16 protein-coding genes are annotated in these 17,070 nt (G+C 68.6%); 8 read left to right on the forward strand and 8 right to left on the reverse strand.

Annotation, left to right across the window (positions count from 1 at the left end; all coding sequences use genetic code 11):
• Window positions 1-90: 90 nt before the first annotated feature.
• Window positions 91-987: an IS481 family transposase gene (locus ACPCJR_RS25570; RefSeq protein ID WP_391516296.1), complete on the reverse strand. Its 897-nt coding sequence runs from the start codon at window positions 985-987 to the stop codon at window positions 91-93.
• A 322-nt stretch (window positions 988-1,309) separates the two neighbouring features.
• Here ACPCJR_RS25570 and ACPCJR_RS25575 point away from each other — a divergent pair, with 322 nt between their 5' ends.
• Entirely contained in the window at window positions 1,310-1,825 is a 516-nt protein-coding gene (locus tag ACPCJR_RS25575; protein WP_391516292.1) for a Rha family transcriptional regulator, read from the forward strand.
• Window positions 1,826-1,982: 157 nt separating this feature from the next.
• Here ACPCJR_RS25575 and ACPCJR_RS25580 read toward each other — a convergent pair whose 3' ends face one another.
• The 3 genes from ACPCJR_RS25580 to ACPCJR_RS25590 form a co-directional block, all read right to left on the reverse strand.
• Window positions 1,983-3,509 (reverse strand): tripartite tricarboxylate transporter permease, encoded by a 1,527-nt coding sequence (locus tag ACPCJR_RS25580; RefSeq protein WP_110353474.1) that lies wholly within the window; start codon window positions 3,507-3,509, stop codon window positions 1,983-1,985.
• Between the two features lie 29 nt (window positions 3,510-3,538).
• Window positions 3,539-4,036 (reverse strand): tripartite tricarboxylate transporter TctB family protein, encoded by a 498-nt coding sequence (locus ACPCJR_RS25585; RefSeq protein ID WP_391516291.1) that lies wholly within the window; start codon window positions 4,034-4,036, stop codon window positions 3,539-3,541.
• Between the two features lie 81 nt (window positions 4,037-4,117).
• Window positions 4,118-5,104, reverse strand: a complete 987-nt coding sequence (locus tag ACPCJR_RS25590) for a Bug family tripartite tricarboxylate transporter substrate binding protein (RefSeq protein WP_391516290.1) — start codon at window positions 5,102-5,104, stop codon at window positions 4,118-4,120.
• A gap of 585 nt (window positions 5,105-5,689) precedes the next feature.
• On the opposite strand from ACPCJR_RS25590, the gene ACPCJR_RS25595 reads away from it, so the two are divergent.
• Complete coding sequence (locus ACPCJR_RS25595; RefSeq protein ID WP_391516288.1) at window positions 5,690-7,375, forward strand: methyl-accepting chemotaxis protein; 1,686 nt, start codon at window positions 5,690-5,692, stop codon at window positions 7,373-7,375.
• Window positions 7,376-7,622: 247 nt separating this feature from the next.
• Here ACPCJR_RS25595 and ACPCJR_RS25600 read toward each other — a convergent pair whose 3' ends face one another.
• From ACPCJR_RS25600 to ACPCJR_RS25610, 3 genes are all read right to left on the reverse strand, one after another.
• Complete coding sequence (locus ACPCJR_RS25600; protein WP_391516286.1) at window positions 7,623-8,837, reverse strand: DUF2252 family protein; 1,215 nt, start codon at window positions 8,835-8,837, stop codon at window positions 7,623-7,625.
• 135 nt (window positions 8,838-8,972) lie between these two features.
• The gene (locus tag ACPCJR_RS25605) at window positions 8,973-9,446 is read right to left on the reverse strand and encodes a DUF6691 family protein (protein ID WP_391516284.1); all 474 of its coding nucleotides are present in this window, start codon (window positions 9,444-9,446) and stop codon (window positions 8,973-8,975) included.
• Window positions 9,443-9,856, reverse strand: a complete 414-nt coding sequence (locus ACPCJR_RS25610; protein WP_391516282.1) for a YeeE/YedE family protein — start codon at window positions 9,854-9,856, stop codon at window positions 9,443-9,445. Before ACPCJR_RS25610 ends, ACPCJR_RS25605 begins: the two co-directional genes overlap by 4 nt.
• Before the next feature lie 312 nt (window positions 9,857-10,168).
• Here ACPCJR_RS25610 and ACPCJR_RS25615 point away from each other — a divergent pair, with 312 nt between their 5' ends.
• The 5 genes from ACPCJR_RS25615 (at window position 10,169) to ACPCJR_RS25635 (ending at window position 15,669) form a co-directional block, all read left to right on the forward strand.
• Window positions 10,169-10,372, forward strand: a complete 204-nt coding sequence (locus tag ACPCJR_RS25615) for a hypothetical protein (protein ID WP_110353467.1) — start codon at window positions 10,169-10,171, stop codon at window positions 10,370-10,372.
• A gap of 158 nt (window positions 10,373-10,530) precedes the next feature.
• On the forward strand, window positions 10,531-11,301 hold the full coding sequence (cysE, locus tag ACPCJR_RS25620; RefSeq protein WP_391516295.1) for a serine O-acetyltransferase: 771 nt from the start codon (window positions 10,531-10,533) through the stop codon (window positions 11,299-11,301).
• Between the two features lie 417 nt (window positions 11,302-11,718).
• Window positions 11,719-13,110: a family 2B encapsulin nanocompartment shell protein gene (locus ACPCJR_RS25625; RefSeq protein WP_391516280.1), complete on the forward strand. Its 1,392-nt coding sequence runs from the start codon at window positions 11,719-11,721 to the stop codon at window positions 13,108-13,110.
• Window positions 13,097-15,121, forward strand: coding sequence for a family 2A encapsulin nanocompartment cargo protein cysteine desulfurase (locus ACPCJR_RS25630; RefSeq protein ID WP_391516278.1), 2,025 nt, complete (start codon window positions 13,097-13,099; stop codon window positions 15,119-15,121). The genes ACPCJR_RS25625 and ACPCJR_RS25630 overlap by 14 nt, the downstream gene beginning before the upstream one ends.
• Before the next feature lie 266 nt (window positions 15,122-15,387).
• A complete protein-coding gene (locus tag ACPCJR_RS25635) occupies window positions 15,388-15,669 on the forward strand; it encodes a hypothetical protein (RefSeq protein ID WP_110353464.1) in 282 nt (93 codons plus the stop codon).
• A gap of 137 nt (window positions 15,670-15,806) precedes the next feature.
• On the opposite strand, the gene ACPCJR_RS25640 is transcribed toward ACPCJR_RS25635, so the two are convergent.
• The gene (locus ACPCJR_RS25640) at window positions 15,807-16,157 is read right to left on the reverse strand and encodes a hypothetical protein (protein WP_391516276.1); all 351 of its coding nucleotides are present in this window, start codon (window positions 16,155-16,157) and stop codon (window positions 15,807-15,809) included.
• Between the two features lie 168 nt (window positions 16,158-16,325).
• Between ACPCJR_RS25640 and ACPCJR_RS25645 the strand changes: the two genes are divergently transcribed.
• Window positions 16,326-16,967, forward strand: a complete 642-nt coding sequence (locus ACPCJR_RS25645) for a hypothetical protein (RefSeq protein WP_391516274.1) — start codon at window positions 16,326-16,328, stop codon at window positions 16,965-16,967.
• Window positions 16,968-17,070 lie beyond the last annotated feature (103 nt).

Consider the following 17,070-nt stretch of genomic DNA (forward strand, 5'->3'; position numbering starts at 1 on the left):
GATCACCTCAGCCGGCCACCACCGCGGCGATGCCCGTACTGTGAGGCCGCCCTCGACCAGCCACCTTGAAGGCAATCTGCCAAAGTAGTACTAGGTGTATGGTCCCGGGATGAGGTGTGACGGGTCGATCCTGAAGCGATTGGGCTCTTTCGTCCAGGCATTCAGGATGAACTCGGTGGGTGTCAGGCCCCGCAGGGTCTTGAGCCTACGAGCGTGATTGTAGGCATCGACGAACAGGTGCAGATGCGTTCGAAGCTGGTCGTGACTGTCGTAGTGGTAGCGCTTGACCGTCGCGTCCTTGATCGTGCGGTTCATCCGCTCGACTTGTCCGTTGGTCCAAGGATGGTTCACCTTGGTCAGCCGATGCTCGATGTCATGCTCGTCGCAGACGCGGTTGAAGATGTGCTGGCTGTCGTAGATGTCCTGTCGGCGTGATGTGAACTGAACGCCGTTGTCTGTGAGCACGGTGTGGATGCGGTAAGGCACCGCGTCGATGAAGTCGCGCAGGAACTGCGCTGCCTCCATCTTGCCGGCGCTCTCCACGAGCCGCACGAAGACAAACTTGCTGGTTCGATCAATGGCCACGAACAGCCTGAACTTGCCTCCGGCCGTGCTCACCTCGGCGATATCGATATGCACATAGCCGATGGCGTAGGTTGCAAAGCGCTGCTTCTTGGGTTTGTCGCCATCGATCTCGGGTAGTCTGCTGATCCCGTGCCGTTCCAGGCAGCGATGCAGCGAGGATCGCGTCAGGTGTGGGATCGTCGGCTGCAAGCCATAGAGGCAGTCGTCAAGCGGCAGCAGGGTGTGCCGGCGGAAGGCGACAACGATCGCTTCCTCCTCAACGGTGAGCACGGTGGAGCGCGGCTCCTTGGGGCCCATCCGGGCATCCGCGGTGCTCGTCCGTTTGCGCCACTTCTGCACCGTCGTCGGGCTGACGCCGTAGCGCTTGGCCAGCGCTCTTACGCTCTCTTCACGTAGCTGGATCGCGCGACGGACTGCCTCCGTCGTGGTGGCGCTTCCATGGAGAACCTAGCCCATAGCCCATCCCTCGCAGCATGGTGGTCAACCGTACCACCACACCGCGGGATCAAACACCTAGGGTGCGCCAGTAAGAAGGGCTGTTGGACTGAGGGTCAGCCGAAGCTTATCACACCCACAGATGTAGGAGCCTTCATCACCACAGGCCCCGATGGCAAGCCCTGGACCAACTCAAGGCACATCGCCGTGGTTTTCGAAAAGCGCCACGACCACGTTTTGAGGGATATCGACAGCCTCTTGGAGGCCTCCCCCAGATTTGGGGAATCATATGTTTCAAGAGGTTAGCGCCTTCGACCCCCGGGCCAACCGAGAGACCCGAAGCTTCGATATGAACCGCGATGGATTCTCCCTGCTGGTCATGGGATACACAGGACACAAGGGGTTGGACTTCAAGCGGCCTATAGCTTTATCCTTATGTCTTTCATTGGGCATGATAATTAAAATATATCCTAGTCGTGTAACCACACTTAATAGCCTACCACAGGATGCTGCAAGCCGCCCGCCTTATAATTCTCGGTCATTCAACAAGGCACTGCGGACGGAGTTCCAGGCGTCCCTATCCGTCGAGAGCATGGATGTGGACGCCCTCGTCCTGATGATGCTGGAACTGGAGGCGGCGGGCATCAGCGTCGAGCCCAAGGCGTTCGGGCCGCGGGCGGCCCGGCCCGTGCCTCTGGCGCCCGAACGGCCATCCGCCTCCGCGAACGCCTCGCCATCGCATGCGCGTCGCGGAGAGCGGGCTCATCCCAGCTCGCCCTGGGACCGCGACGGCGGAACCGTTTGAAGCGGCCGATGCTCCCGGCGAGAGGCGCAACGCCGACCGGATCGTGCGGCTGTCCGGCCTCGCCGCCTTCCTGATCCTGGCGGCTCTGCTCGCTCTGATCCGACGCTCGACGTCCGTGAGATCCGATCCGCCGCGCGGAGCCGTGGCCGGTCCCGCCTCAGGGGGAAAGCGGGGCTGGCCGGGTGAGGCCGGCCTTGCGTGCTAGCCGCTTGCGCAGGTCGCTGAGCGGCCCCCAGAACAGGAGCAGCAGGCCGACGACCATCAGGGTCGAGACGAGGCCGTTCGAGAAGAAGACGGACAGGTCGCCGCCCGAGCCGAGCAGCGCCTGCCGGAAGGCGTCCTCGGCCCGGTCTCCGAGGACGAGCGCGAGCACCAGAGGGGCCAGCGGATAGTCGAGCTTCTTGAAGATGTAGCCGACGACCCCGAAGACCAGCATCAGCCAGATGTCGAAGCGCGAGGATTCGACCGTGAAGGCGCCGATGGCGCAGACGACGAGGATGATCGGCGCGACGAGCGCGAAGGGAATGCGCATGATCGCGGCGAAGACCGGCACGGTCGCGAGCACGATCAGGAGCCCGGCGAGGTTGCCGAGATACATCGAGGCGATCAGGCCCCAGACGAATTCCTTGTTCTCGACGAAGAGCAGCGGCCCGGGCTGAAGGCCCCAGATCATCAGGCCGCCGAGCAGCACCGCCGCGGTGGCCGAGCCGGGAATGCCGAGCGCCAGCATCGGCAGCAGTGCCGAGGTGCCGGCGGCGTGGGCCGCGGTCTCGGGCGCCAGCACGCCCTCGATGTCGCCGCGCCCGAACTGCTCCGGCTGGCGCGAGAAGCGCTTGGCGAGGCCGTAGCCCATGAACGAGGCCGCGATCGCTCCGCCGGGGGTGACGCCCATCCACATGCCGACGACCGAGGAGCGGATCAGGGTGGCCCAGTAGCGCGGCAGCGAGGCCCAGGTGCGCAGGACCACGCCGAGATCCATGGCGGCCCGCTTGCCCTTGAAGTGCAGGCCTTCCTCGATGGTGAGCAGGATCTCGGAGACGCCGAACAGGCCGATCACCACGACGAGGAAGTCGAAGCCCTTCATCAGCTCGGGCGCGCCGAAGGTCAGGCGCAGGTCGCCAGAGATGGTGTCGAGGCCGACGGCGGCGAGGAGGAAGCCCAAGGCCAGGGAGACGACGATCTTGGCCTTGTTCTCCCGGCCCATGCCGACGAACGAGCAGAAGGTGAGGAAGAAGACGCCGAAGAATTCCGCCGGGCCGAAGCGCAGGGCGAATTTCGCCACCAGCGGCGCCACGAAGGTGATGAGCACGACGCCCGAGAGCGCGCCGATGAAGGAGGCGGTGAAGGCTGCCGTCAGCGCTTCGCCGGCCCGGCCCTGCTGGGCCAGCGGATAACCGTCGAAGGTGGTGGCGACCGACCAGGCCTCGCCGGGAATGTTGAACAGGATCGAGGTGATCGCCCCGCCGAACAGGGCGCCCCAGTAGATCGACGACAGCAGGATGATGGCCGAGGTCGGGTCCATGCCGAAGGTCAGCGGCAGCAGGATCGCGACGCCGTTGGGGCCGCCGAGGCCCGGCAGCACGCCCACCACGATGCCGAGCAGCACGCCCACCACCATGAACAGCACGTTGTGCCACGTGAGCGCGACCTGGAAGCCGAGCAGGAGCTGGTTGAGGTCGTCCATGACAGTGTCTCCGCCGCGGGCCGGTCAGGTCAGTAGCCGAGGAAGGCTTCGATCGGTCCCTTGGGCAGGGGGACCCGGAATTGCAGCTCGAACACCCAGAAGGAGATGAGCGGCACGAGCACGACGGCGAGCATGGTCTGCCACCAGCGGAAATCGCCGAGCATGATCATGAACAGGGCCATGAACAGCGCCGAGGCGACGTAGATGCCGAGGAAGGCGATTCCCAGCACGTAGAGGAACAGCGGCACGAAGACCTGGGCCACGAGCCGGAGCTGGCCGTAGGTGACGAAGACGCTGTCCTCGCGGCGCAGGGCGCTGACGAGCGCGGCGATGGCCGCGATGCCCAGGATCGCGGCGACCCGGGCCGGGAAGAAGCCGTTCTCCGGCCCGTTGTCCCAGCCCGCGCCCCGCCCGTAGGAATCCCACAGGGCCAGCGCGGCGAGGCCGAGCAGCAGCAGCGCCACGACGATCTCGACGGCGCGGCGCGACAGGCCGCGCTCGGCAAGCGGGGGGGAGGCTTCGGTCATGATGGGCGTTTCCAGAACAGGTGTTCGCCCCGCCCGCGCCGCCTTCCGGCGAAGCGGCGGGCGGCGCGGGCGGGAGCGGGCTCAGTTCGTCGCGATGAACCCGGCCTTGGTCATCAGGTCCTTGTGCTTCTGCTCGTCCTGCGTGAGGAAATCGACGAAGCTCTGGCCGGAGCGGAAGTCGGGCACCAGCGCGTTGCGCTCGAGATAGGCTTTCCAGTCCGGGGTCTCGGTGACCCGCTTGAACAGCTCGACGTAGAAGGCCTGCTGCTCCGGCGTGACCTTGCCGGGCATGAACATGCCGCGCAGCATCTGGTAGGTGACGTTCATGCCCTGCGACTGGCAGGTCGGGATGTCGGACCACGCCATGTCGGCGGTGACCTTCTGGGGGTAGTCCATCGGCTTGTCGGAGAAGGCGCAGAGCGGCTTCACCGCGCCGGAGCGCCAGTTGGCGACCTCCTCGGCCGGGTTGTTCATGTTGGCGTCGATGTGCCCGCCCGCGAGCTGCACCGAGGCCGGGCCGCCGCCCTGGTAGGGCACGTAGGTGATCTTCGTACCCGTCGCCTGCTCCATGGTCACGGAGATCAGGTGATCCTCGCGCTTCGAGCCGTTGCCGCCGGTCTTGAGCGGCGGCTTTGCGGCCTTGGCGGCCTCGATGAAATCGCCGGCGGTCTTGTAGGGCTTCTCGCTGTTCACCCAGAGCACGAAGGCGTCCTGCGCCATCATCGCGATCGGCGTGAAGTCCCGCCAGCTCACCGGAAGCTTGGTGGAGAGCGGCGTCATGTAGATGCCGCTCGAGGTGGTGATGAGCTTGTGGGGATCGCCGGCCGACTTCTGGATGTCGAGCATCGCCTCGCCGCCCGCCGCGGCGGGCTTGTTGACGATGATGACCGGCTGCTTGACGAGGTTGTTCTTCTGGATCGCCCCCTGGATCGTGCGCGCCATCTGGTCGGAGGATCCGCCGGGCGGGAAGGGGACGATGATCTCGATCGGCTTCGTCGGCTCCCAGGCCTGCGCCGAGGCAGCAGACAACAACAGGGCCGCGATCGCGGCCTGCACGGCAACTCTCATGGCGTTTCCTCTCGCAGTGCTCTTTGCGGCACGCGGTCCGTTTATCTTGACCTCGACGGCCAGCCTACCGCACCGGCGGCCCCGCGACGAGGCCGTTCGGATGGGTGGGCGCTTGCCGGCACGGTCCGGGAACCGTCGAAAACCGGAGATCGAGAGGCGCAGCCTGGACCTGGGCTGACGGCCAACGGAACTTTGAATTATATCGCAGGGCCATGCAAGCAGATTGATATGAATTATGCACGCACATTCCGCGTGGCCCGGCCGAGCGAACGGCGCCGGGATGGCCGGCCCCCGGGGATCGGATCGAACGGGGGCCGCGATCACGCATCACCCCATTCCTGACGCCGCGACATCGGCCGGCCGTTCCGCCGGGTTGCGGGGCCGAGCGGGCCTCACGCCGACGCGACAGGCACGGGCAGCGAACGCTGCACAAATCCAGCGCCACCATCAAATGATATGCAACCGAGCTAATTCCCATCAATTGATAGGATAGAATTAAAGATCATGCGTGCGGACGGCTAACTACATTTTAAGTCTGTTTCTGCTTTCTGTGGCGGATCGGCCAGCCCCATCGGTCCCAGAACTATGCGCATTTCTCTCAAGACCATCCTGATCGGTGCGATCGGCCTCCTCGCACTCTCGGCCGCGGCCCAGGGGGTGATGAGCGCCATCAAGCTCTCCTCCATCCAGCGCGAGGTGACCCAGGTCGCGACGAACTGGTTGCCGTCGGTCAATGCCGTGAACACGCTGAGCACCGGCACGCGGGACATGCGGGTGAAGCTGTACCGTCTCGTCGTCACCTCGGACACGCCCCAGGCGCTCGTCGAGAATGAGAAGGGCCTGAAGGTGTCGATGCAGAATTTCGATGAGCTGCGCCGCACCTACGAGCCGCTGATCACCAGCGGCGAAGAGAAGGCGATCTACGACGGGTTCCTTCCCCTGTGGACCCGCTACATGGAGAGCCAGCAGAAGGTGCTCGATCTCATGAAGGCGGGACAGAAGGCGGAAGCCCTGGCCCTCACCACGAGCGCGGGGATGGCCGACCTGAACAACGGCGCCGTCCGGGCTCTGCAAAAGGCCGTCGACTTCAATCGCGAGGGCGCGAAGCGCAGCGCCGAGACGAGCATCGAGGGCGCCGATTCGGCCCTGCTGACCGCCTACGTGTCGATGGCGATCTCCTTCGCCGCCGCGGTCGGGGCGATGCTGTTCAGCCTCTTCGGGATCGCGCGTCCCATCGAGCGCATGACCGGCACGATGGGGCGGCTGGCCGGAGGCGACACCTCCGTGGCGATTCCCTCCCAGGGCCGGCGCGACGAGATCGGCGACATGGCCGCCGCCGTCGGCGTGTTCAAGGACAACATGATCCGGACCCGCGCGCTGGAGAAGGAGACCGAACTGGCCCGGGCCGGTGCGGAGGCGCAGCGCAAGGCGGCGATGCACGAGATGGCCGATCGCTTCGATGCGGCGGTGGGCGGCATCGTCGGCCGGGTTTCCTCGGCGGCGGCCGAGTTGCAGGCCACGGCGCAGAGCATGAGCGGCACGGCCACCCAGACGGCCAGCCAATCGACCAGCGTGGCGGCGGCCGCCGAGGAAGCCGCCTCGAACGTCAACACCGTCGCCGCCGCGGCCGAGGAACTCGGCTCGTCGGTTCAGGAGATTGGCCGCCAGGTCAGCTCGTCCGCCACCATGGCGCACGCCGCCGTGCAGGAGGCCTCGCAGACGGCCGGCCTCGTGCAGCAGCTGAACACGGCGGTCGGCCGGATCGGCGACGTGGTGACGATGATCACCAGCATCGCGGGCCAGACCAACCTGCTGGCGCTCAACGCCACCATCGAGGCGGCGCGGGCGGGTGAGGCCGGACGGGGCTTCGCGGTCGTCGCGGCCGAGGTGAAGGAACTGGCCAACCAGACCGCGCGGGCCACCGAGGAGATCGGCGATCACATCAGCCAGATCCAGGGCTCGACCAGCCAGGCGGTGGCGGCGATCGGCAGCATCACGGCGCGCATCCAGGAGATCAGCAACGTCTCCACCACCATCGCCGCCGCGGTGGAGGAGCAGGGTGCGGCAACCCAGGAGATCGTGCGCAACGTGGCCCAGGCCGCCATGGGCACGGGCGAGGTGACGAGCAACATCGCCGGCGTGGCCGGCGCGGCCGAGGAGACGGGGGCCGCCGCGAGCCAGGTGCTGGCCTCGGCCTCCGAGCTGTCGCGCCAGTCGGAAAGCCTCGGCACCGAGGTCGACCGCTTCCTCGCCACCGTGCGCGCGGCCTGATACGGTTTCTGTTTGATCGCTTTGGTCTCTTCCGTCGTCCTTGCGAGGCTCAGCGACAGCAATCCAGGGCTCCGCATCGTCCGGACAGGTCGCCCGGACAGGTCGCGCTCTGGGTCGCTTCGGCTCCGCCTCGCGATGACGGAGCGGGGCGAAGGCCGAGGCCATCAAACGGAGACGATATGAGAGCCCGCGGCTTCGGGCGCCGCCGTCCGGCCCGCCCGAAGCCGCGTCGCCGTCGTCGTTCGCGTCAGGCGGCGTCCGCTCCGGCGTAGGAGCGGCAATGCTGCAGGTAGCCGACCTCGTGGCGGCCCGCGAGCTCGACCACGCTCGACCAGAGCCAGGACGGCGCGCCCTCACCCTCCGCCTTGCCACGCGTCACCGTGCGCCGCCACTCGGCCCGGACCGCCCGCTCCATCTGCCGCCCATGGGCCGTGCCGACGACGTGGGCGAGATAGCGCGCCGCCTGCACGGCCTCCTCGCGTCCGAACTGATCGACGTCGAGCTTGAGATCCTGCGGCAGCAGCTCGCGCATGACGATCGGCTTGCCGAGGAGTCGCACCGGCAGCATGCGCTCCCCCAGGTTCGGCGAGAGCGCCCGCGCACCGGCCACGACCCGCTCGGCCGGGTCGTCGGGCATCCGGACACCTAGAGCCGGGGGTGCGGCCGCCGCGACCGCTTCCTTGAGATCGACCAGGGCGAGCCGGCGCTTGCCCTCCTCCGCGTCGATGCGCACCAGCGCCGCGTAGCGCAGGAAGCCGAGCGAGCTGCAGCCCTTCATCCAGTAGGCGGCATCGATCAGGCGCATCTGCGCCCCGCCGTCGCGCCCGTTGAGGGCGAGGACGAGTTCGCGCACGGCGTCCTGCGCGAAGAGCGCGTCGAGCGCCGAGCGCTCCTCCGCGTCGAGGACCCAGAAGCGGCGCCCGAGGGGGATCGACGGCTCCACATCCTTGAGGCGCTCGCGGGCAAGGTGCTTCCAGTGCCGGCCGAGCGCCCGGCGCCGGACCGTGCGCACGGCGTCGGGCTCGGGCGGGGCCGTGCGGTCGGCCTCCCCATCCGGCGCGGCGAGGCCGGCGGCGTAGCCCCGCACCATCTCCTCCAGCATCCGGGAGGTCACGATGCCGGGCAGGTTGGAGCCGCGCGCGGCGCTCGCGAGCGACAGGCCGAGCCGGACGAGATCGTGGGCCGGGTTGCCGATCACGGTCTGGTCGAGGTCGCGGATCTGGATCGCGACCTGCCCGTCCGCGTCGGCGAGCGGCCCGAGATTGCCGAGATGGCAATCGCCGCAGATCCACACCGGCGGCCCCTCCGGCAGCGTGCCCCGCGGCAGCCCGTCGAGCCATTCGTAGAACTTCAGGGTGTTGCCGCGGACATAGGCATGGGCGGATTTCGCCATCTTGAGCGCCCGTTGCCGCTCCAGAACGGATTCGCGCTCCGCCCGATCCACCGTTTCAACCGCAGCCATCCGATCCTCTTCGTCCCGCCTCCGGCCCGGCCCGGGTCCTGGCCGGACGACGGACAACGCCGGAGGCCGCCCCCGGCTCACGCGGCCGAACGTCTCTGGTGTGGATGATTTCCTTCGCTCGAACGTGCGGCCGCGTCACCGCGCGTTGCGCGAGGCCGTGAGACCGGCGCCCGAGGCAGGCAAGGCGGCGTGGAGGCCCATGCCGGCGAGCATCGCGAGGACGAAGACGGCGACGGGCAGCGCTCCGGTCGAGAGCGCCGCCACCGCCGGACCCGGGCAGAAACCCGCCAAGCCCCAGCCGATTCCGAACAGGATCGCGCCGAGGATCAGCGGCGGATCGATCCGGGTCTTCGTCGGTTCGTGGAACCGCGCGTCGAGGGCCGGGCGGCGCAGGCGCCGGGCCACGGCATAGGCCGCCGCCGAGACCGTGACGGCCCCACCGAGCACGAAAGCGAGGCTCGGATCCCAATCGCCCGCCACATCCAGGAAGCCGCGCACCCGGGCGGGATCGAGCATCCCCGACAGGGAGAGGCCGAGCCCGAACACGAGCCCGGAGGCCAGGGCGACCGCGGGGCGCAGCCCGGCGGCGAGGCGCGCGCCCGCGCTCACGACAGCACCCGGACGAGCGTCACCGTCAGCACGCCCGAGGCCAGGAAGGTCAGCACCGCCGCGAGCGAGCGCGGCGAGAGCCGGGCGAGGCCGCAGACGCCGTGGCCGGAGGTGCAACCCGAGCCGAGCCGGGTGCCGAACCCGACGAGGAGGCCCGCCAGCGCCAGGACCGGCAGGGAGGCCGCGATCCGCATCTGCGGCCAGGCGCCGGTCAGTCCCGCGAAGGCGACCGGTCCGAGCATCAGCCCGAGGATGAAGGCGCCATCGGCGAGCCAACGCAGGCCGCCGGGACGGCCGAGCCCGGCCAGGATGCCGCTCACCCCGGCCACGCGCCCGTTCAGCAGGATCAGCAGCGCGGCCGAGAGGCCGATGAGAAGGCCGCCGGCGAAGGACGGCAGGTAGGAGATCATCGCGCGTGCCCTCGCGAGGCGGAGTCGGGGCGGCGAGCCCCCGCTTCCGGCTGGCCTAGCGCGAGCGGGAGCGCGGAACAAGACTTGCCAAACGCGGTTCTATCGATAATTATCAAGTTACAGCAATGACTTAGCAAAGATAATGCTCCCTTTCGCCCCTGACAAGCAAGCATTTTTCTCCCCCGCCCCGTCGCGGGCGGAAGGCTCTTCCCAGCCCTTCCCGCGGACCCTCCCGCGGGCGCGTTCGGGCGAGCGGCGCGCGTCCCGGCGAACCGGGGATCGTCACGGGATCCCGGCATCAAGGACACCATCATGCTGACTGCGACGATGCTTCCGGGCGATCAGGTCGTCTTCGATCGGCTCGACCTCGCCGAGACCCTGGGGATCTGGCGCCACGCCAGGGGCCGGGTGGTCGGCATTCACGGGCAGGCGGGCCGCGCGACGATCGACGTGAAGTTCGACGGCCACGACACCCTGCAGAGCTACCTGCCGGACCTGTTCCGGCGCATCTCCTGAGCGAACCGGACGACCCGACGATGCACGGCCACGACGAGCGCCGCGATGCGGCCGGCTGGGGCGCGCCCCGCCCCCTGCCCGAGGTTCCGGCGCTGGCGATCACGCTGCCGCTGCGCGCGACGAGCCGCAGCACGGCGGAGACCGACGTTTGGGCGGCGATGCGCGCCGAGGCCGAGGCCGCGCTGATCGAGGAGCCGCTCTATGCCGGCCTCGTGCAGGCGACGGTGCTCGACCAGCGCGGGCTGGCCGAGGCGCTCGCCTACCGCCTCGCCCACCGGCTCGGCGACGGCGACCTCTCCCGGCTGACCATGCGCGACCTCTGCCTCGCCGCCTTCGAGGCCGACCCGCATGCCGGCGCCAACGCGGTGCGCGACCTCGTGGCGATCCGCGAGCGCGACCCGACCTGCCGCCGCTACATCGACCCGTTCCTGTTCTACAAGGGTTTTGCCGCGCTGGAGGGCTACCGGGTCGCGCACTGGCTCTGGCACCAGGGCCGCGCGACGCTGGCCCTGCACGTCCAGAGCCGCATCTCCGAGGTGTTCGGCTGCGACATCCACCCGGCGGCGCGAATCGGCTCGGGCGTGTTCATCGATCACGCCACCGGCGTCGTCATCGGCGAGACCACGGTGGTGGCCGACGACGTCTCGATCCTTCAGTCGGTCACGCTCGGCGGCAACGGCAAGGAGAGCGGCGACCGGCACCCGAAGATCAGCCGCGGCGTGCTGCTCAGCGTCGGCGCCAAGGTGCTCGGCAACATCCGGGTCGGCGAGGGGGCCAAGGTGGCCGCCGCCGCGGTGGTTCTGCACGACGTGCCCGCCCACACCACCGTGGCGGGCGTGCCGGCGCGGGTCGTCTCGCGCCTGCGGGCCGACGAGGAGCCTGCCCAGAGCATGGATCAGTCCTTCGTCGGGCATGGTGACGGGATCTGAGGGGCGCCGCTCCGGCCGGCGGAAAATCGTTCCGCGCAAGGACGTTCCATCGATTTCCATCAATGGAAGTCGATGAAGCAATATATTCTATAAAACCGGCATTTCGTACAATATAATTCTCGATAATGCAGTTGACAGAGAGAACCATGTTACTGTTCGCCGAAAAATTGGAAAATCATTCCGTTGACCCGCCATCATCGCGACGCCTAGACATCAGGTGTTCGGACGGCTGAACCTGCCGGAACAGAGTTAGACCAATACTGAAACGAGCACGCGCAAGTCTAGCGCGGCACGGAGTGGTCCTCGATCCACGCCGTGCCGGCGGCTGCCCGTGAGCCGGACACGCCGTCGTCGTCGCGATCCCGCGCCGCGCCGGCCGACACCGCCCCCCAGCAACGACCAAGGAGACGACGAGCGATGAGTGGACCGGGCCTGAGCGTGAGCGCATCCGCTGCGCGCAATCTAGCGACCGCGACCGTCACCTCGGTCCAGAACGTCGCCAACACCCCGCGCTTCCTCCTGCGTCTCCTGCCCTTCGTCGACGTCGCCGGCGGCGTCTACCGCGTCAACCGTCGCGCCGTGGTGCTGGCCAAGCCCGGCCGCATCGATCTCAGCGCCGAGGACAAGGGCCGCGCGGTCCGTCCCGGCTCGCTGCGCGCCGTGCCGCTGTTCAGCCGCCTGGGCGATGCCGAACTGGCCGCGCTGGCGGGCAAGTTCACGCAGACGCAGCACAAGGCCGGCGACGTCATCGCCGAGGAGGGCTCGGCGAACCGAAGCCTCGTCGTGGTGGCCGACGGTACCGTCGAGCTGACCCTGTCGGGCCCCTACAAGGGCCGCCTGCGCCAGGGGCTCGCCACGCGGGGTGACTATTTCGGCGACGACGCGCTCGTCGGCGAGGCCGGTCCGGCGCCGGCCGTGAAGGCGCTCTCGGCGGTGACGCTGCTGACCCTCGACCGCGCGGCGATCGAGGATGACGGCATCCGCTCGCGCATCGGCCAGTACCAGGAGGAGCGCGACCGCCTCAAAGGTCACGCCAACTCCTACGGCGAGCAGGGCATCGAGCTGCTGGCGGTCCATGCCGGCGAGCCGCGCCTGCCGACCACCTTCGTCGATTACGAGATCGACCCGCGCGAGTACCATCTCTCGACGATCCAGACGATCCTCAACACCCATACCCGGGTCACCGACCTCTACTCCAACGAGATCGACCAGCTGCGCGAGCAGATCCGCCTCACGGTCGATGCGGTGAAGGAGCGCGAGGAGTGGGAGTTGCTGAACAACTCGCAGTTCGGCCTGCTCGGCGAGGTCGCCGGCCGCCAGCGCATCCCGACCCGCTCAGGCCCGCCGACCCCGGACGACCTCGACGAGTTGCTGACGCTGGTCTGGAAGAAGCCCGCCTTCTTCGTGGCGCATCCGCGCGCCATCGCCGCCTTCGGCCGCGAGGCCACCCGCCGCGGCGTGCCGCCGGTCGTCGTCCACCTGTTCGGTGCGCCCTTCATCACCTGGCGCGGCGTGCCGCTGGTGCCGAGCGACAAGCTGCCGATCGACATCGATCCGGTGACCGGCGCGCAGACCACCTCGATCCTGCTCCTGCGCGTCGGCGAGGGCGAGCAGGGCGTGGTCGGCCTGCAGAAGTCGGGCGTGACCGGCGAAATCGAGCCCGGCCTGTCGGTGCGCTACATGGGCACCAACGACCACTCCATCGCCTCGCACCTCGTGACCCGCTACTTCTCGGCCGCCGTGCTGGTCGAGGACGCCATCGCCCGTCTCGATAACGTGCTGCTGGGCAACTACCATGACTACGCCTGACGCACCCGCTCTCGGTCTTCCGACCGGCAGCGCGGGCGATCGGGCGCATGCCGATCTCGTCGGGCGCCTCGCCCGCGAGATCTATGGTCAGGGACAGGCGGCGAGCGCGCCGTTCCAGCCCCACCTGCCGCAGACGCCTCAAGTCCCCCAGGGGCTTGAGAGCCTTCCCACCGGTTCCGGGCAGCCCGCGCTGCCCGGCGCCAGCCTCGGCACGCCCTCCGTGCCGTCCGGCGCGCTGCCGTCGGGCTTTCAGCCCGACGTCTCGGCCCAGGCCGCGCGTTCCTTCGGGGCGCCGCCGGTCGGCCTGCCGGGGCTGATCGGCCCGTCCCACGCCAACCCCGTCGGCGCGACGCCCGCGCCGTCGAGCGCGAATCTGTTCGACGTGGCGGCGATCCCCTCGGTGCATCCGTTCCCGAACCCGAACCGGTTGCCCGAATTCTTCGTACCGAGCCTGCCCGACGTGGCGGCCACGATCCCCGGCGGCCCCGATCTGCACCGCCAGATCGCGGCCGACCACCCCCGCGCCAACGGCGTCGCCCACGCGCTGGCGCCGCACCTCGTGCCGGGCGATCCCGGCAAGCCCGGCGGCGACGCGGCGCAGGAGCGTTTTTCGCGCACCGGCCAATTCCCGCATCCGGGCGGGCCGGCTCCCGACAACACGGGCGATTACTACTTCCTGAGCCCGGCCCCGCCGCCCGCGAGGGGCAAGAAGGCCGCGGCCCAGCCGCGGGTCGAGCCCTCGCGCCACGAGGGTCCCGCCCCGCGGGCGACCGCGCACGGATCGGTCCCGGCCGGCGCGCCGTTCGATGTCGAGCACGTGCGAAAAGACTTCCCGGCGCTCCACCAGAGCGTGAACGGGCACCGGCTGGTCTGGCTCGACAACGCGGCCACCACCCACAAGCCGCAGAGCGTGATCGACGCGACGAGCGAATTCTACGGCCGCCACAACTCGAACATCCACCGGGCCGCGCACACGCTGGCGGCGCGCTCCACGGACCTGTTCGAGGGCGGGCGCGAGAAGACGCGGCGCTTCCTCAACGCGCCCTCGAAGGACGACATCGTCTTCCTGCGCGGCACCACGGAGGCGATCAACCTCGTTGCCAATTCCTACGGCCGGGCGAAGATCGGCCCGGGCGACGAAATCATCGTCTCGACCATCGAGCACCACGCCAACATCGTGCCCTGGCAATTGCTGGCGCAGGCGACCGGCGCGACCATCCGGGTGATCCCGGTCAACGACCGCGGCGAGATCATCTTCGAGCAGTACGCGGCGCTGCTCTCGGGCCGCACCAAGATCGTCTCGGTCACGCATGTCGCCAACGCGCTGGGCACGGTGAACCCGATCCGGGAGATCATCGCGCTGGCCCACGCCTACGGCGTGCCGGTGCTCGTCGATGCCGCGCAATCGACCCCGCACATCCCCATCGACGTGCAGGCGCTCGACGCCGACTTCCTGGTCTTCTCCGGACACAAGGTGTTCGGGCCGACCGGCATCGGCGCGCTTTATGGGAAGCGGCACCTGCTCGAGGCGATGCCGCCCTGGCAGGGCGGCGGCCACATGATCGAGGACGTCACCTTCTCGAAGACCGTCTACAAGGGCGCGCCGGAAAAGTTCGAGGCGGGCACGCCCGACATCGCCGGCGCGGTCGGCCTCGGCGCCGCGCTCGATTACCTGGAGAGCGTCGGCCTGCCCGCGATCGCGGCCTACGAGCACGACCTGCTCGACTACGCGCAGGAGAGCTTGGCCGAGGTGAAGGGCCTGCGCCTGATCGGCACGGCGCTCAACAAGGCCAGCGTGATGTCCTTCACGGTCGAGGGGCTGAGCAACGAGGCGGTCGCCCACCACCTCGATTCCCTCGGCATCGCCGTGCGTTCGGGCCATCACTGCGCCCTGCCGGCCCTGCGCCGCTTCGGCGTGGATCAGTCGGTGCGCGCCTCGCTGGCCTTCTACAACACGCGGGAGGATGTCGATCTCTTCCTGCGCGGGCTGCACACCCTGCCGCGGCACTGAGGCTGCGGCCCCGCGCACGCCTGATGGCGTGGACGGGTCGGCGATGAGGCAGGATCATCGCCGACCCGCATGCGGGAAACGCCCGATCCGCTCGGGCCCGAGGGGCCTGCTGCGAAGACGCCTCCGTGTTGAGACCTATGTTGCGGCGATCGATATTCGTTCCCGCCTTGAGTCCGCTATGCAATATCGCGACGCGCGCGGCGGCTGATTCGAGGTGCACCATGACGTGGCCGGCAGGATGGCGAAGCAATCGCCGAAGCTTCGAGATGGCCGAGATCAGCACGCGCCACATGACGCAGGTCATGGCCGACGCCATCGGACAGGTGCTGACCAACCTACCCTCCGACCAGCGCCAGAAGGCCTTCTTCCTGATCGGCGCAACGGCCATCTGGTCTGCCGAGCAAGTGAAGGGCGATTCCTCTGAACTTGTGAAATCTGTCATCCGGCAAATGGCGCATGCCCATGTCGAACATGCGCTTCAGGCGATCGGAAAGAAGCTCGGCCTCAGCCTGCCCGATGTCCAAGGGGACGGCACCAAGCGGCATTGAAGCCGGATTCTTGCACCCCATTCTTACGCCCCGCCCGGGCGGGGCGTTGCGCGGAGAGGACGACGACGCCGAACTCCGTCCTCATCGCGCACCTCCAACGGTTCCGACCGGCTCGGGCCTTGCCGTCGCGCCAGTCCTCAGAGCGGCCGGCCCGGCACCTTGGCGAAGAAGGCGCCGACTGCCGCAAGCGCTCCGAGCAGCAGCATCAGCACCGACAGGTACTGCATCGGAATCCAGAACAGGGTGTGGCGTGAGCGCAGCACCACGGTCTGTCCGGTGCGTGGATCGATGAGTTCGCGGTCGGGCCGGGCGTTCAGCCGCGTGCCGACAACCCAGTTCAGGGCCGCCGCGGCGAGCCAGACGGCGACGACGCCCGTCGGCGTCGGGACGCCGATGCGCGCGAGCGCGGGATCGAGGAGCACGCTGAGCACGAGAGCCACGCCCGTGATCAGCACGGACAGCACGCCCCAACCGGACCAGATGATCATTGTCGGTCTCCTCGATCATAGCCAAACGATTTTGGCCAAACGTTTTTGGCCAAGCGCTTTCGGGCTCGCGCTTTACAGGCCGTTTCCCGCACCGGTAGCGTCCCGGTCCAGGTGCGGTGGACCGCGCAGACGCGGTTTCGCCGCCGGACGAAGGGTGCAGGACCGTCCATGAGCCATTTTCGCCTGATCTACGAGGGCACGGCCTACGCACCGGAGATCACGTCGTACAGCCTCTCCTTGAACGCGGCGGACGGGCGGTGGCGCGGACAGGAGCCCGGCGAGACCGTCGGCCTCACCCTGAGCCTCCAGGGGCGGCCCTTCACCTACGACCTGCCCGAGGACGAGGACGAACATCTCGCCATCACCCCGAACGTGGACACGCAGTGGCTCGAACTGCCGACGCGGCTGTTCGCGGGGCGCGATCTCCGCAGCCTCGATGGCCTGGATCTCGCCTACGAGGGGCCGCGCGCGGTCAACCCGCTCACCGGCGAGACCTGGCGCGAGCCGCCGGGCCTGCTCGGCACCTACGGCGACGAGGCCTTCGGTCCCTGCCGGATCACGGTGGCGCATCGCGGCGGCGACCGCTTCGCCCTGCATCTCGTCGGCGAGACCGAGACCGGCACCGGCTTCGACGTGGCCATCGAGACGCCGCTGACGGTGGCGCTGACGAGCTATACCGGACAGGCTGGCCAGGACCGCCTGCGCCGCTGGTTCGATGGATTCCTGCGCTGGGACGACTTTTCCTGGGAGCGCATCGTCCATCCGGGCGAGCCGCCGCAGCACAGCCTGACCGGCATCCTGCAAAGCTGATCCGGCCGGAAAGCCTCTGCCGCGTCATCCGCCGGGTTCTTCCCCCACCGCGCTCGCGCCGGCAGGCGTCAGCGCCTAGAACGCGTCACGACCGCCCGGTCAC

This window comes from Methylobacterium sp. NPDC097929, from assembly GCF_049543375.1.
GTDB lineage: Bacteria > Pseudomonadota > Alphaproteobacteria > Rhizobiales > Beijerinckiaceae > Methylobacterium.

Excerpts from the sequence above, each read along its gene's own strand:
- ACPCJR_RS25575 (WP_391516292.1), top strand. The coding sequence starts at position 1,310 with ATGTTTCAAGAGGTTAGCGCCTTCGACCCCCGGGCCAACCGAGAGACC.
- ACPCJR_RS25580 (WP_110353474.1), bottom strand. The coding sequence starts at position 3,509 with ATGGACGACCTCAACCAGCTCCTGCTCGGCTTCCAGGTCGCGCTCACG.
- ACPCJR_RS25585 (WP_391516291.1), bottom strand. The coding sequence starts at position 4,036 with ATGACCGAAGCCTCCCCCCCGCTTGCCGAGCGCGGCCTGTCGCGCCGC.
- ACPCJR_RS25590 (WP_391516290.1), bottom strand. The coding sequence starts at position 5,104 with ATGAGAGTTGCCGTGCAGGCCGCGATCGCGGCCCTGTTGTTGTCTGCT.
- ACPCJR_RS25595 (WP_391516288.1), top strand. The coding sequence starts at position 5,690 with ATGCGCATTTCTCTCAAGACCATCCTGATCGGTGCGATCGGCCTCCTC.
- ACPCJR_RS25600 (WP_391516286.1), bottom strand. The coding sequence starts at position 8,837 with ATGGCTGCGGTTGAAACGGTGGATCGGGCGGAGCGCGAATCCGTTCTG.
- ACPCJR_RS25610 (WP_391516282.1), bottom strand. The coding sequence starts at position 9,856 with ATGATCTCCTACCTGCCGTCCTTCGCCGGCGGCCTTCTCATCGGCCTC.
- ACPCJR_RS25615 (WP_110353467.1), top strand. The coding sequence starts at position 10,169 with ATGCTGACTGCGACGATGCTTCCGGGCGATCAGGTCGTCTTCGATCGG.
- cysE (WP_391516295.1), top strand. The coding sequence starts at position 10,531 with ATGCGCGCCGAGGCCGAGGCCGCGCTGATCGAGGAGCCGCTCTATGCC.
- ACPCJR_RS25625 (WP_391516280.1), top strand. The coding sequence starts at position 11,719 with ATGAGTGGACCGGGCCTGAGCGTGAGCGCATCCGCTGCGCGCAATCTA.
- ACPCJR_RS25630 (WP_391516278.1), top strand. The coding sequence starts at position 13,097 with ATGACTACGCCTGACGCACCCGCTCTCGGTCTTCCGACCGGCAGCGCG.
- ACPCJR_RS25635 (WP_110353464.1), top strand. The coding sequence starts at position 15,388 with ATGGCCGAGATCAGCACGCGCCACATGACGCAGGTCATGGCCGACGCC.
- ACPCJR_RS25640 (WP_391516276.1), bottom strand. The coding sequence starts at position 16,157 with ATGATCATCTGGTCCGGTTGGGGCGTGCTGTCCGTGCTGATCACGGGC.
- ACPCJR_RS25645 (WP_391516274.1), top strand. The coding sequence starts at position 16,326 with ATGAGCCATTTTCGCCTGATCTACGAGGGCACGGCCTACGCACCGGAG.